The sequence below is a fragment of the Bradyrhizobium dasycarpum genome (assembly GCF_042019905.1).
In the GTDB taxonomy this organism is placed as follows: Bacteria; Pseudomonadota; Alphaproteobacteria; order Rhizobiales; family Xanthobacteraceae; genus Bradyrhizobium; species Bradyrhizobium japonicum_B.
In genome coordinates this window covers 4,757,695-4,771,809 of record NZ_CP169574.1, presented here as the reverse complement: position 1 = coordinate 4,771,809, position 14,115 = coordinate 4,757,695, and the positions used below count along the sequence as shown (strand labels likewise).

The following is a 14,115-nucleotide window of genomic DNA, read 5'->3' as shown; positions in this document are numbered from 1 at the left end:
TAAATTTTGGCTAACAATCCGGACTCCGAACCCATTCGATATGTGGGAAACTAACACATCCGCTGCAACCTTCCACGCGCGGCTGAATGTCGCCCTTGGCGGCAATCCTGACGCGAACCTGACGGGCAGTCGTGGTTAATCGCGGGAATCGTGCGATTCCGCATCCGTGCGCGCAGCCGCTACCATTTGTCACAAATTCCGCAACACCGTGGCGGGCTTTTTGTTCAACGCCAGCAGCGTGCCCGCGAGCCCGAGCCCGACGGTGACGACGAGCGCGGCCGCCACAACTCCGGCAGCGCTGCCGGCCTGCCAGACGAAGCTGAGCGTCATCAGCCGCGTCACGATCATCCAGGCTGCAACGCTGCCGGCGATCACCCCGAACACGGCGGTGGCGAGCCCGATCAGGAGGTATTCGAGCGCATAGGCGCCCAGCAGCCGCAGCCGCGTCGCGCCCAGCGTCTTCAGGATCACGGCATCGTAGACCCGGTGGCGATGACCGGCGGCAAGCGCCCCGCCCAGCACCAGGATCGCCGAGATCAGGGTCACCGCGCTGGCGCCGCGAATCGCGAGCGCCAGATTGGTCACCACCGAGCCGACGGTCTCCATCACCTCGCGCACCCGCACGCTGGTTACCATCGGATAGGCGTCGGCCACCTGCCTGATGATCTTGCCGTCGGCTGCGGCATTTCCGCCCGGTTCCGTCAGCGTCGCGATATGGGTGTGCGGCGCGCCCTTGAAGGCGTTCGGCGAGAACACCAGGACGAAGTTGATGCCGAGCCCCTGCCAGTCGATGGTGCGTAGATTGCCGATCCTGGCCGGGATGTCGCGGCCGAGCACGTTGACCACGATCTCGTCGCCGAGCTTGAGGCCCAGTCCGTCGGCGATCTTCTTTTCCATCGAGACCAGGGTCGGGCCGGAATAATCGGGGCTCCACCATTCGCCCTCGACCACCTTGGAGCCTTTCGGCAGCTCGCCGGTATAAGTCAGGCCGCGGTCGCTCTGCAGCACCCATTCCGAATCGGCGGACGGCTTGAGCTCTTCGGCACGCAGCCCGCGCGCGGCGACGATGCGCCCGCGCAGCATCGGGACGTCCTCGACCTTCGCGCCGGGCGCAATCCGGCGCAGATAGAGGTCGAACTGCTCGGCCTGCCCGCTCGGAATGTCGATGAAGAAGAACGACGGTGCCTGATCGGGGAGGGCCGCGAGGAACTGCCGCCGCAGATTGCCGTCGATCTGGGTGATGGTGACGAGCACGGCGAGCCCGAGCCCCAGCGACAGCACGACCGAGGGCGTCAGCGCGCCCGGCCGGTGAATGTTGGCGATCGCGAGCCGCAGCATCGGCAGCCGCGTCCGCGGCAGCCGCCGCGCGATCGCCATCAGCAGGGCGGCGATGCCGCGCAGCAGCGCGAACACGACGACCGAGGAGGCCACGAACACCGCGGCGATGCGCTTGTCGAAGGAGAGCCCGATCACCACGGTGATGAGCAGCGCGATCACCACGCCCATGAACACGAGATAGCCCGCGCGCGGCCGGTGCCATTCCGAGCTGACGGTGTCGCGGAACAAAGCGGCCACCGGCACGTCGTGGACGCGTCCGAGCGGCCACAGGCCGAAGGCCAGCGCGGTCAGGAGGCCGTAGACGAACGACAGCGCGAGCTCGTCGGCATGCACGGCCGGCACCACCGGCAGCGGCAGCAGCTTGCCGAACAGGCCGACGATGGCGAACGGCATGGCGGCGCCGAGCGCAAGGCCGATCACCGAGCCGATGCCCGCGAGCACGAGAACCTGCGCTAGATAGATGCCGAATACGTCGCGGCCGGTGGCGCCGACGGCCTTGAGGGTCGCGATCACCTCGATCCGGCGGTCGATATGGCTCTTCACCGCATTGGCGACGCCGACACCGCCGACCAGCAGCGCGGCGAGCCCGACCAGCGTCAGGAACTGGGTGAAGCGGTTGATGTTGCGTTCGAGCTGCGGCGAAGCGTTGGAGCGGCTGCGGATCTCCCAGCCGGCCTGCGGCGCGGCGCTCCGCGCATCCGCGATGAAAGCTTCGGTGGCGCGCTCGTTGTTGGCGGCTTCAGGCAGCTTCACCCGGTAGACCCAGCGCACCAGGCTGCCGGGCTGGATCAGGTCGGTGGCGCGCAGGCCGGCCTGGCTGATCAGGAAGCGCGGGCCGAAGCCGATGCCGCCGGCGAGCTTGTCAGGCTCGGCTTCGACCGTCGAGCGGATCTGGAAGGTCGCCGAGCCGATCGTGACGCGGTCGCCGGTCTTCAGCGACAGGCGCGCCAGCAGGGTCGGATCGGCGGCCGCGCCGAACGCGCCGTCGCGCTCCGCGAGCAGATCGGACATTGCCAGCTTTGGCGCCAGGGTGAGCTGCCCCAGCATCGGATAGGTGTCGTCGACCGCCTTCATCTCGACCAGTGCGAGCTGGCCGTCGGCCGCGCGCGCCATGCCGCGCAAGGTGGCGGCGGTCGACACCGTGCCGCGCGAGCGCAGGAAGCCAACCTCCTCGGGTTTGGCTTCGCGCTGGAACAGCACGAAGGAGACGTCGCCGCCGAGCAGCGTGCGGCCCTCGCGGGCAAGGCCGTCGGAGAGGCTCGCCGACACCGAGCCGACACCGGCGATCGCCATCACGCCGAGCGCGATACAGGCGATGAAGACGTAGAAGCCGCGCAGGCCGCCGCGCAATTCGCGCAGCGCATAACGCAGCGACAGCGCGACGCCGTTCGGCTTCGCAAAGGGCTCGGCCGCCGCGCTCATGCCGGCGCAATCTGCGTGTCGATGCGGCCCGAGCGCAGGCGGATCACCCGATCGCAGCGATGCGCCAGCGAGGAATCGTGCGTCACCAGCACCAGGGTCATGCCGCGCTCGGCGTGCTTGCTGAACAGGAGATCGACGATCTGTTGTCCGGTGGCCTCGTCGAGATTGCCGGTCGGCTCGTCGGCGACGAGGATGGCGGGATCGGGCGCCAACGCGCGGGCCAGCGCGACGCGCTGCTGCTCGCCGCCGGAGAGCTGCGTCGGATAATGATGCAGGCGGTCGCCGAGCCCGACGGATTGCAGCTCCTGCGCCGCGCGCCTCGCGGCATCGGGATTGCCCGCAAGCTCGAGCGGCACCGCGACGTTCTCCAGCGCCGTCATGGTCGGGATCAGATGAAAGGACTGGAAGACGATGCCGACCTGCCGGCCGCGGAAGCGGGCCAGCGCGTCCTCGTCGAGGGCATTGAAAGGCGTGCCTGAGACCACCACCTCTCCGCTATCAGGACGCTCCAGCCCCGCCATAACCATCAGCAGCGTGGATTTGCCCGAGCCTGACGGGCCGATCAGGCCGACCGTCTCGCTACGGCCGACCCGCAAGCTGATATCCTTGAGGATGTGAACGCGTGCCGCGCCCGTGCCCAATGAGAGATTGACGTTGGAGATGGCGATGGTGTCCGCCGACGTGACGGCGAGCGAAGAGGGATCGATGCGAGTGTCCATGGTCCGGTCATATGGCAACTCCGATAGCGCGGTCGAGAGGCGTTACGGATTGTTCATGCACATAGCCGTGTTGATGCTCGCCTTCATGACACTGGCGATCCCGGCCTCGGCGCACGCGACAAAACCGATCAAGCTTGTCGTTCTCGGCGATTCCCTGAGCGCCGGCCTCGGCCTGCCGGCTCAGGACGCATTCCCCCAGAAGCTCAAAAAGTCTTTGCAGGCCAAAGGCATAGCGGTCGACATGACCAATGCCGGGGTGTCCGGCGACACCACCTCTGGCGGCCGCGACCGGCTCGACTGGTCGGTCCCCGAGGGAACCGACGGGGTCATCGTCGAGCTCGGCGCCAACGACGCCTTGCGCGGCATCGATCCCGATCTGGCGCGCGCCGCGCTCACCGACATCGTCCAGCGGCTGAAGGCGCGCAAGATCGCGGTGATGCTGTGCGGCATGCTGGCGCCGCCGAACTACGGCGCCGATTATGCCGCGCGATTCAATTCGATTTATCCGGATCTGGCGAAAAAATTCGACGTGCCGCTCTACCCTTTCTTTCTGGAGGGCGTTGCGGCCGACGCCAAGCTCAATCAGCCCGACGGCATTCATCCGACCGCTGAAGGGGTCGACATCATCGTCGGCAACATCATGCCCGCCGTGGAGGCATTCCTTGGCACGATCGCTGAGCAACGGCGTTGAAAGCGGGCAGCGCTCGCCGTAATTCCCAGGGTTTTACCGGGGTGAGGCGCGGCGTGCTTCGCAGAGTCACACAACTGCGATAGGAATCAGGGTACCGGTGATTCGTCGCCGGCTCTAATTTGGGTATGATCCTGCTCAGGGATCGTACCCAAGCATCGGGAGTGCGAAACGATGCCGCGTTTGTTCACGGGTCTGGAAATTCCGGCCGAGATCGGCCAGGCGCTTTCCAACTTGAGAGGAGGCCTTCCCGGCGCCCGCTGGATCGATCCCGAAAATTATCACGTCACCTTGCGCTTCATCGGCGACATCGACGGCGCCTCCGCCAACGAGATCGCCTCGATGCTGTTTCGCGTCGACCGCAAGCCCTTCGAGGTCAAGGTGCAGGGCCTGACCAGTTTCGGCGGCCGCAAGCCGCGCGCCGTCGTCGCGACCATCGCGCCGAGCAAGCCGCTGATGGAATTGCAGGCTGAGCTCGAACGCATGATGCAGCGGATCGGCCTCAATCCTGAAGGCCGCAAGTACATCCCGCATGTGACGCTGGCCCGGCTGCACGATGCCACCGACCGCGACGTCGCCGACTATCTCTCGCTGCGCGGCTATTTCCCGAGCAAGGCGTTCATGGCCGAGCGGTTCGTGCTGTTCTCCTCGCGCGCCTCGACCGGCGGCGGCCCTTACGTGGTCGAGGACGCCTACGAGCTGTGCGAGTAGCTCTGCACCTCCGCGCGTTATCGCGGCGGCGCCACGCCTGATCGCCCGACGTCGGTTTTCGCGAAGTCCTCGCCTTTGAACAACAGGGGTTCGCCGCGGGTCATAGCCAGCGCATAAGAGAAGCAATCACCGTAGTTGAGCGACGCGACGTGTCGTCCCTTCCCGTAGCGCCGCCAGGCCCGCCGCGCTGCATCGGCTTGCACGGCATCGACGGCGACGATCTCGGCGCCGATCTTGACGAGCCAGAGATCGAACTCGCGCCCGCCCGCATCACCCAGCCGCGTCTCGATCACCATTGTTGCTTCAAGCACCGTTGCTACGGAGATCAGGCGGATCGGATCGTCCGCGATCAGTCGCTCAAGATCGGCTGCATCGTCCTCGTTGAGCGCGATCGCTGCGATCGCCGATGTGTCGATCACCATCAGCGCGGCAATCCATGCTCGTCGTATCCGAGAATTTCCTCGGACGAACGGTCGTCCACGACGCGCATTTCGCTCCAGCGACGCCTGATCTCGGCCATGTCCTCGAGCAGCGCGTCTTTACTATTCTGGCCAGCGAGCCGGCGCAGCCGCTCCTCGATGGCGCGCTTGGTCGCCGTGGTGATGGTCTCGCCGGTCAACTGCGCGAGACTCCGTGCCAATTGCTCCGTTTCGGGGTCCTTGATGCTCAGTGCCATCTTGAGGTTCCTTGGTTCCTCGACAGGTATATTCTACCTTGACGAAAGGCAAGATGGGGGGCGCCTGGGATGGCTGAACCGGGCCTGTGGATCGGTTGGAGTGGTGCAATCGACCCCACTGCACCAAAGAAACAACCGCATAAGCCGTTGCGCCAATACGCAGTTGCAATTCCCGCCGGTCTCTGGCGGTAAAGGGCCATGCTCTCGACCCCCAGTTCCCCCTTCAGCGATGCCTATCAGGCCCAAATCGCCTCCGGCGCGATCGAGCCCGATGCTGCGCAGGCGGAGGTCGCCGAGGCCTATGCCGCGCTGGACGTGCGGCTTGCGACCTACAGCCCCAAACGCAAGCAGGGCCTGCTCAGCCGCCTGTTCGGCGGCGGTGACAAGGATGATGTGCCGCGTGGGCTCTACATCCATGGCGAGGTCGGTCGCGGCAAGACCATGCTGATGGATCTGTTCTTCCAGCACTCCGATGTCGAGCACAAGCGCCGCGCGCATTTCCACGAGTTCATGGCCGACGTGCATGAGCGCATCTACGACTATCGCCAGAGCATCGCGCGCGGCGAGATCGCCGACGGCGACGTCATCGCGCTGACGGCGAATGCGATCTTCGAGGAGAGCTGGCTGCTCTGTTTCGACGAATTCCACGTCACCGACATCGCGGATGCGATGATCCTGGGACGCCTGTTCGCCAGATTGTTCGAGCTCGGCACCGTCGTGGTCGCGACCTCCAACGTGGCGCCCGACGATCTCTACAAAGGCGGCCTGAACCGGTCGCTGTTTCTGCCCTTCATCAAGCAGATCACCGACCACATGGACGTCGCTCGGCTCGATGCGCGCACCGACTTCCGGCTGGAGAAGTTGCAGGGCGTGCCGATGTGGCTGACGCCGGCCGATCGCGATGCGGACGCTGCGCTCGATCGCGCCTGGTCGCGGATGTCCGGCGGCGCCCAATGCCGCTCGCGCGACATTTCGATCAAGGGCCGCATCCTGCACGTGCCGTGCTCCGCTCACGGCGTGGCGCGGTTCTCGTTCGCCGACCTCTGCGAGAAGCCGCTCGGCGCATCGGACTACCTCAGGCTGGCGCACGATTATCACACCATCCTGGTCGACCATATTCCAGTGATGGATCTCTCCCAGCGCAACGCCGCCAAGCGCTTCATCACGCTGATCGACACGCTCTATGACAATGCGGTGAAGCTGATGGCCTCGGCCGACGCCAACCCGATTTCGCTGTACCTCGCCCATGAGGGCAATGAGGCCATGGAGTTCAAGCGGACCGCCTCGCGCCTGATCGAGATGAGCTCGGAATCCTACTTGGCGCTGGCTCACGGCCGCAAGGATTCCATCGCCAGCGGCTCCACCAAGGGCCTGGTAGAGACTTAAGTCCTATCCCCGCCGTCATTCCGGGGCGTCGCGAAGCGACGAGCCCGGATTTTCGTGCGAGATTCCGGGTTCGTGCTTCGCGCGCCCCGGAATGACAGGACTGCGTGCCCGCGGCCGCGCCAAGCCCGACAATTGGGCATCCCCCGACTTGAACGGGGGAGGCGAAAGGGATAACCACCCGTCTCAGTTTTCCCCTCCTTACGTGTCTAAAGGACAGGCTCACATGGCGCGCGACAAGATTGCTTTGATTGGCTCCGGTCAGATCGGCGGAACGCTGGCTCACCTCATCGGCCTGAAGGAACTGGGCGACGTCGTGATGTTCGACATCGCCGAGGGCGTGCCGCAGGGCAAGGCGCTCGACATCGCGCAGTCCTCGCCGGTCGACGGTTTCGACGCGCACTACACCGGCGCCAATTCCTACGAGGCGCTCGACAATGCCAAGGTCTGCATCGTCACCGCCGGCGTGCCGCGCAAGCCCGGCATGAGCCGCGACGACCTGCTCTCCATCAACCTCAAGGTCATGGAGCAGGTCGGTGCCGGCATCAAGAAGTACGCGCCCGACGCCTTCGTCATCTGCATCACCAACCCGCTCGATGCGATGGTCTGGGCGCTGCAGAAGGCTTCCGGCCTGCCGCACAAGAAGGTCGTCGGCATGGCCGGCGTGCTCGACTCGGCCCGCTTCCGCTACTTCCTGGCCGACGAGTTCAACGTCTCGGTCGAGGACGTCACCGCTTTCGTGCTCGGCGGCCATGGCGATACCATGGTGCCGCTGGTCAAGTACTCCACCGTCGCCGGCATTCCGCTGCCCGACCTCGTCAAGATGGGCTGGACCTCGCAGGCGCGGCTCGACGAGATCGTCGACCGCACCCGCAACGGCGGCGCCGAGATCGTCAACCTGCTCAAGACCGGCTCCGCCTTCTACGCGCCGGCCGCCTCGGCAATCGCGATGGCCGAGAGCTATCTGAAGGACAAGAAGCGGGTGCTGCCCTGCGCCGCCTATCTCAACGGCGAGTACAGCGTGAAGGACATGTATGTCGGCGTGCCCGTCGTGATCGGCGCCAAGGGCGTCGAGCGCGTCGTCGAGATCGAGCTTGCCGGCAAGGATCGCGAGGCCTTCGACAAGTCGGTCGGTGCCGTGCAGGGTCTGGTCGATGCCTGCAAGAAGATCGCACCCGATCTTCTCGGCCGCTGAGACGCAAACAATCCCGCCGAAGATCGAAACCCGGTCTTCGGCGGTTTCATTTCCGGGGCCCGCGTCCGGGCGGGCCCCGGATCGGCAGTCAGATCGATGTCAGAGAATCCGGGTTGCAGTTCCTGTGGTATATGGTATGCCAGCCACAAGACTGAGGTGGGGCCCTAGAGGTCACCGCCCGCGGGTTCAGGGAGCGACCATATGAATATCCATGAATATCAGGCCAAAGCGCTGCTGCATGAATTCGGCGTTCCGATTTCGCGCGGCGTAGCGGTTCTCAAGGCCTCGGACTCCGACGCCGCCGCAAGGCGGCTTCCCGGCCCGGTCTGGGTGGTGAAGAGCCAGATCCATGCAGGCGGGCGCGGCAAGGGCAAGTTCAAGGAGGCATCCGCCGGCGACAAGGGCGGCGTCCGCATCGCCAAGTCGGTGGAAGAGGTCAACGAATTCGCCAAGCAGATGCTGGGCGCCACGCTGGTGACGGTGCAGACGGGACCTGCCGGCAAGCAGGTCAACCGCCTCTACATCGAGGACGGCTCCGACATCGACAAGGAATTCTACCTCTCGATCCTGGTCGACCGCGAGACCTCGCGCGTCTCCTTCGTGGTGTCGACCGAAGGCGGCGTCAACATCGAGGACGTCGCGCACAACACGCCCGAGAAGATCGTCACCTTCTCGGTCGATCCCGCCACCGGCATCATGGGCCATCACGGCCGCACCGTGGCGAAGGCGCTGAATCTGTCCGGCGACCTCGCCAAGCAGGCCGAGAAGCTCACCGCGCAGCTCTACGCCGCCTTCGTCGCCAAGGACATGTCGATGCTGGAGATCAATCCGCTGGTCGTCACCAAGCAGGGTGAGCTCCGCGTGCTCGATGCCAAGGTGTCGTTCGACGACAACGCCCTGTTCCGCCATCCCGAGATCGCGGTGTCGTTGCGCGACCTGACCGAGGAAGACGCCAAGGAAATCGAGGCGTCGAAATACGATCTCAACTACGTCACGCTCGACGGCAATATCGGCTGCATGGTCAACGGCGCCGGTCTCGCCATGGCGACGATGGACATCATCAAGCTCTACGGCATGGCGCCGGCGAACTTCCTCGACGTCGGCGGCAGCGCCAGCCAGGAGAAGGTCGCGGCCGCGTTCAAGATCATCACCGCCGATCCCAACGTGAAGGGCATCCTGGTCAACATCTTCGGCGGCATCATGAAGTGCGACGTGATCGCCGAGGGCGTCACGGCGGCGGTTCGCGAGGTCGGCCTCAGCGTGCCGCTGGTGGTCCGCCTCGAAGGCACCAATGTCGAGCTCGGCAAGAAGATCATCCGCGAATCCGGCCTCAACGTGGTGCCCGCCGACAATCTCGACGACGCCGCGCAGAAGATCGTGAAGGCCGTCAAGGGAGGCTAACGCCATGGCCCAGGACCATCTCGCCGCATCATCTCCGCTCCCCGAGCACGCGCGCCTCGCCGCGTTCGCCGGCGAATGGGATGGTGAGGAGATGGTCTTCCCGTCGCGCTGGACGGCGGGCGGGCCGGCGACCTCGCGCACCGTCGCGCGCATGGATCTCAACGGGTTCTATCTGATCCAGGACTCGGTCCAGATGCGCGACGGCAAGCAGATCTTCGCCACCCACGGCATCTTCAGTTACGACCGCGACGACCGGACCTACAAATTGTTCTGGTACGACTCGCTCGGCTACACGCCGCCCTCGCCCGCCTCCGGCGGCTGGGTCGGCAAGACCCTGACGCTGGTGCGCGGCTCGCTCCGCGGCAATGCGCGCCACGTCTACGAGATCATCAATGAGGATTCCTACTCGTTGAAGATTCAGTTCTCGCCGGACGCGGAAGGCTGGGCCGACGTCCTCACCGGCGTCTACCGCCGCATCCACTGACCCCCTCACTCTGTTAGTTTCGCGAAAGCAGACCTCATGTCCATCCTGATCGACAAGAACACCAAGGTCATCTGCCAGGGCTTCACCGGCAAGAACGGCACGTTCCATTCCGAGGCCGCCATCGCCTACGGCACCAAGATGGTCGGCGGCACCTCGCCGGGCAAAGGCGGCTCGACGCATCTGGGCCTGCCGGTGTTCGACACCGTGCGCGAGGCGCGTGAGAAGACCGGCGCCGACGCCTCGGTGATCTACGTGCCGCCGCCGGGCGCGGCGGATGCGATCTGCGAAGCCATCGACGCCGAGATCCCGCTGATCGTCTGCATCACCGAGGGTATTCCAGTGATCGACATGGTGCGCGTCAAGCGTTCGCTGCTCGGCTCCAAGTCCCGCCTGATCGGGCCGAACTGCCCGGGCGTCATGACCGCCGGCGAATGCAAGATCGGCATCATGCCCGCCAACATCTTCAAGACCGGCTCGGTCGGCATCGTCTCCCGCTCGGGCACGCTGACCTATGAAGCCGTGTTCCAGACCTCCCAGGAGGGCCTCGGCCAGACCACCGCGGTCGGCATCGGCGGCGACCCGGTCAAGGGCACCGAGTTCATCGACGTGCTGGAGATGCTGCTGGCCGATCCCAAGACCGAATCGATCATCATGATCGGCGAGATCGGCGGCTCGGCCGAGGAGGATGCCGCCCAGTTCCTCAAGGACGAGGCCAAGCGCGGCCGCCAGAAGCCGATGGTCGGCTTCATCGCCGGTGTCACTGCCCCTCCGGGCCGCCGCATGGGCCATGCCGGCGCGATCATTTCGGGCGGCAAGGGCGACGCCGGTTCCAAGACCGAGGCGATGAAATCGGCAGGGATTACAGTGTCTCCGTCGCCCGCTCGGCTCGGCCATACGCTTGCCGAAAAGTTGAAAGGCTAATTCACTTCTTCGTGCTTTTCCGGGCGAAGTTTCGCAGCAAATAGGGTAAAGGGTGCCTGTCGCGCCGAGCCTCTGCCGGGGAGCTCGGTGCCAGCGCCGTTTGTTATGCGCGAACCGAAATCGCCAGGAACTCCAGTATGTCTCGCCAGGACGCGAACGCAGCCTTTGCCTTGTCATCATTTTTGCAGGGCACCAACGCCACCTACATCGACGAAATCTACGCCCGCTACGAGAAGGACCCGTCCTCGGTCGACGCCGAGTGGCAGGAGTTCTTCAAGAGCCTCAACGACCAGCCGGCTGACGTCCGGAAGAACGCGGAAGGCCCGTCCTGGGAGCGCGACAACTGGCCGCTGACGCCGCAGGATGATCTCACCTCCGCTCTCGACGGCAATTGGGCCGAAGTCGAGAAGGCGGTCGGCGCCAAGATCGCCGCCAAGGCGCAGGCCAAGGGCGGTGACAAGGGCGCAAGCCTCTCCTCCGCCGACCTGCTCCAGGCGACGCGCGATTCCGTCCGCGCCCTGATGCTGATCCGCTCCTACCGCATGCGCGGTCATTTCCATGCCAAGCTCGATCCGCTCGGCATCGAAGCCCAGCGCAACCGCGAAGAGCTCGATCCGCGCACCTACGGCTTCAGCGAAGCCGATTTCGACCGCAAGATCTTCCTCGATCACGTGCTCGGTCTCGAATACGGCACCTTGCGCGAGATCACCGCGATCTGCGAGCGCACCTACTGCCAGACGCTCGGCGTCGAGTTCATGCACATCAGCAACGCCGCGCAGAAGGCCTGGATTCAGGAGCGCATCGAGGGACCCGACAAGGAGATCTCGTTCACCCGCGAAGGCCGCAGGGCCATCCTGATGAAGCTGGTCGAAGCCGAAGGCTTCGAGAAGTTCTGCGACACCAAGTTCACCGGCACCAAGCGCTTCGGCCTCGACGGCGGCGAGGCGCTGATCCCGGCGCTCGAGCAGATCATCAAGCGCGGCGGCAATCTCGGCGTGAAGGAGATCGTGCTGGGCATGCCGCATCGCGGCCGTCTCAACGTGCTGACGCAGGTGATGGGCAAGGCGCACCGCGCCCTGTTTCACGAGTTCAAGGGCGGCTCGGCCAACCCCGACGCGGTCGAAGGCTCCGGCGACGTCAAGTATCACCTCGGCGCCTCCTCGGACCGCGAGTTCGACGGCAACCGTATCCATCTGTCGCTGACCGCCAACCCCTCGCATCTCGAGATCGTCGATCCCGTGGTGCTCGGCAAGGTGCGCGCGAAGCAGGACCAGCACGGCGATCCGCCCGATATGCGCATCTCCGTGATGCCGCTGCTGATGCACGGCGACGCCGCGTTCGCCGGCCAGGGTGTGGTCGCCGAATGTTTCGGCCTGTCCGACCTGAAGGGCTACCGCACCGGCGGCTCCGTGCACTTCATCGTCAACAACCAGATCGGCTTCACCACCTATCCGCGCTACTCGCGCTCCTCGCCTTATCCGTCTGACGTGGCGAAGATGATCGACGCGCCGATCTTCCACGTCAACGGCGACGATCCGGAAGCCGTGGTGTTTGCGGCCAAGGTTGCGACCGAGTTCCGGCAGAAGTTCCACAAGCCGGTCGTCATCGACATGTGGTGCTATCGCCGCTACGGCCACAATGAGGGCGACGAGCCGGCCTTCACCCAGCCGGTGATGTACAAGCGCATCGCGGCCCATCCCTCGACGCTCACGCTCTACTCCAAGCGCCTGATCGCCGAAGGCGTGGTCACCGAGGGCGAGGTTGACAAGCTGAAGGCCGACTGGCGTGCCCGGCTCGATGCCGAGTTCGAGGCCGGCACCTCCTACAAGCCGAACAAGGCCGACTGGCTCGACGGCAAATGGGCGGGCTTCAAGATCGCCGACCAGGAAGAGGACGCGCGGCGCGGCGTCACCGGGGTCGACCTGCCGATCCTGAAGGACATCGGCCGCAAGATCACCAAGGTGCCGGACGGCTTCCGCGTCCACCGCACCATCCAGCGCTTCCTGGAGAACCGCTCCAAGGCGATCGAGAGCGGCAACGGCATCGACTGGGCCACCGGCGAGGCGCTGGCGTTCTGCACGCTGCTGAACGAGAACCACCATGTCCGCCTGTCCGGCCAGGACTGCGAGCGCGGCACTTTCTCGCAGCGCCACTCGGTCCTGATCGACCAGGAGGACGAGAGCCGCTACACGCCGTTCAACCATCTCGGCGGCGAGCAGGGCCATTACGAGGTCATCAACTCGCTGCTGTCGGAAGAGGCCGTGCTCGGCTTCGAATACGGCTATTCACTCGCCGAGCCGAACACGCTGACGCTGTGGGAAGCCCAGTTCGGCGACTTCGCCAACGGCGCGCAGGTCGTGTTCGACCAGTTCATCTCCTCGGGCGAGCGCAAATGGCTGCGCATGTCCGGCCTCGTCTGCCTGCTGCCGCACGGCTATGAGGGTCAGGGGCCGGAGCATTCCTCGGCGCGGCTCGAGCGTTTCCTGCAGATGTGCGCGGAAGACAACATGCAGGTGGTCTACCCGACCACGCCGGCGAACTACTTCCACGCGCTGCGCCGCCAGCTGCACCGCGAGATCCGCAAGCCGCTGATCATGATGACGCCGAAGTCGCTGCTGCGTCACAAGCGGGCGGTGTCGCGTCTCGAGGAACTGGCGAAGGGAACGACCTTCCACCGCATCCTCTATGATGACGCCCAGATGCTGCCGAGCGAGGCGATCAAGCTCGTTCCGGACGAGAAGATCCGCCGCATCGTGCTGTGCTCCGGCAAGGTCTATTACGACCTCTACGAGGAGCGCGAGAAGCGCGGCATCGACGACATCTATCTGATGCGCGTCGAGCAGCTCTATCCGGTGCCGCTGAAGGCGCTGGTGGCCGAGCTGTCGCGCTTCAAGAAGGCCGAGATGGTGTGGTGCCAGGAAGAGCCCCGCAACATGGGTGCCTGGCACTTCATCGAGCCCTATCTGGAATGGGTGCTGAACCAGGTGAACGGCGCGAGCCGGCGTCCGCGTTATGTCGGCCGCGCCGCTTCCGCCGCGACGGCGACGGGTCTGATGTCCAAGCATCAGGCGCAGCTGAAGGCGTTCCTGGACGAAGCACTGAGCTGAACTTTTTGAGACTCTGTCATTGCCCGCCCGGTGCGCAATTGCGCACAGGGGCGGGCAATCCAGTACGCCG

General features: G+C 65.2%; 12 protein-coding genes. 8 read left to right on the top strand and 4 right to left on the bottom strand.

The annotated features are described in order from the left end of the window. Nucleotides 1-189: 189 nt before the first annotated feature. Nucleotides 190-2,760, bottom strand: a complete 2,571-nt coding sequence (locus ACETMP_RS22810; protein ID WP_375157963.1) for an ABC transporter permease — start codon at nucleotides 2,758-2,760, stop codon at nucleotides 190-192. Then, nucleotides 2,757-3,479 (bottom strand): ABC transporter ATP-binding protein, encoded by a 723-nt coding sequence (locus ACETMP_RS22805; RefSeq protein ID WP_375157962.1) that lies wholly within the window; start codon nucleotides 3,477-3,479, stop codon nucleotides 2,757-2,759. The genes ACETMP_RS22810 and ACETMP_RS22805 overlap by 4 nt, the downstream gene beginning before the upstream one ends. Before the next feature lie 55 nt (nucleotides 3,480-3,534). Between ACETMP_RS22805 and ACETMP_RS22800 the strand changes: the two genes are divergently transcribed. Together ACETMP_RS22800 and thpR are read left to right on the top strand one after the other, a co-directional pair. After that, nucleotides 3,535-4,170: an arylesterase gene (locus ACETMP_RS22800; RefSeq protein WP_375157961.1), complete on the top strand. Its 636-nt coding sequence runs from the start codon at nucleotides 3,535-3,537 to the stop codon at nucleotides 4,168-4,170. Nucleotides 4,171-4,341: 171 nt separating this feature from the next. Next, entirely contained in the window at nucleotides 4,342-4,878 is a 537-nt protein-coding gene (thpR, locus tag ACETMP_RS22795) for an RNA 2',3'-cyclic phosphodiesterase (protein ID WP_375157960.1), read from the top strand. Between the two features lie 17 nt (nucleotides 4,879-4,895). On the opposite strand, the gene ACETMP_RS22790 is transcribed toward thpR, so the two are convergent. Continuing rightward, complete coding sequence (locus ACETMP_RS22790; RefSeq protein ID WP_375157959.1) at nucleotides 4,896-5,300, bottom strand: type II toxin-antitoxin system VapC family toxin; 405 nt, start codon at nucleotides 5,298-5,300, stop codon at nucleotides 4,896-4,898. Continuing rightward, nucleotides 5,300-5,554 (bottom strand): type II toxin-antitoxin system VapB family antitoxin, encoded by a 255-nt coding sequence (locus ACETMP_RS22785; RefSeq protein ID WP_375157958.1) that lies wholly within the window; start codon nucleotides 5,552-5,554, stop codon nucleotides 5,300-5,302. The genes ACETMP_RS22790 and ACETMP_RS22785 overlap by 1 nt, the downstream gene beginning before the upstream one ends. Before the next feature lie 198 nt (nucleotides 5,555-5,752). On the opposite strand from ACETMP_RS22785, the gene zapE reads away from it, so the two are divergent. From zapE to ACETMP_RS22755, 6 genes are all read left to right on the top strand, one after another. After that, nucleotides 5,753-6,940 (top strand): cell division protein ZapE, encoded by a 1,188-nt coding sequence (gene zapE / locus ACETMP_RS22780; protein ID WP_375157957.1) that lies wholly within the window; start codon nucleotides 5,753-5,755, stop codon nucleotides 6,938-6,940. A 223-nt stretch (nucleotides 6,941-7,163) separates the two neighbouring features. Beyond that, complete coding sequence (mdh, locus tag ACETMP_RS22775) at nucleotides 7,164-8,132, top strand: malate dehydrogenase (protein ID WP_025032846.1); 969 nt, start codon at nucleotides 7,164-7,166, stop codon at nucleotides 8,130-8,132. A 201-nt stretch (nucleotides 8,133-8,333) separates the two neighbouring features. After that, nucleotides 8,334-9,533 carry an ADP-forming succinate--CoA ligase subunit beta gene (sucC, locus tag ACETMP_RS22770; protein WP_375157956.1) on the top strand — a complete coding sequence of 400 codons (1,200 nt, stop codon included), beginning with the start codon at nucleotides 8,334-8,336 and terminating at the stop codon, nucleotides 9,531-9,533. 4 nt (nucleotides 9,534-9,537) lie between these two features. Then, nucleotides 9,538-10,017, top strand: a complete 480-nt coding sequence (locus ACETMP_RS22765; RefSeq protein ID WP_028133272.1) for a DUF1579 family protein — start codon at nucleotides 9,538-9,540, stop codon at nucleotides 10,015-10,017. A 36-nt stretch (nucleotides 10,018-10,053) separates the two neighbouring features. Next, nucleotides 10,054-10,938, top strand: coding sequence for a succinate--CoA ligase subunit alpha (gene sucD / locus ACETMP_RS22760; RefSeq protein WP_375157955.1), 885 nt, complete (start codon nucleotides 10,054-10,056; stop codon nucleotides 10,936-10,938). 137 nt (nucleotides 10,939-11,075) lie between these two features. Beyond that, the gene (locus ACETMP_RS22755; protein ID WP_375157954.1) at nucleotides 11,076-14,045 is read left to right on the top strand and encodes a 2-oxoglutarate dehydrogenase E1 component; all 2,970 of its coding nucleotides are present in this window, start codon (nucleotides 11,076-11,078) and stop codon (nucleotides 14,043-14,045) included. Nucleotides 14,046-14,115: the final 70 nt, after the last annotated feature.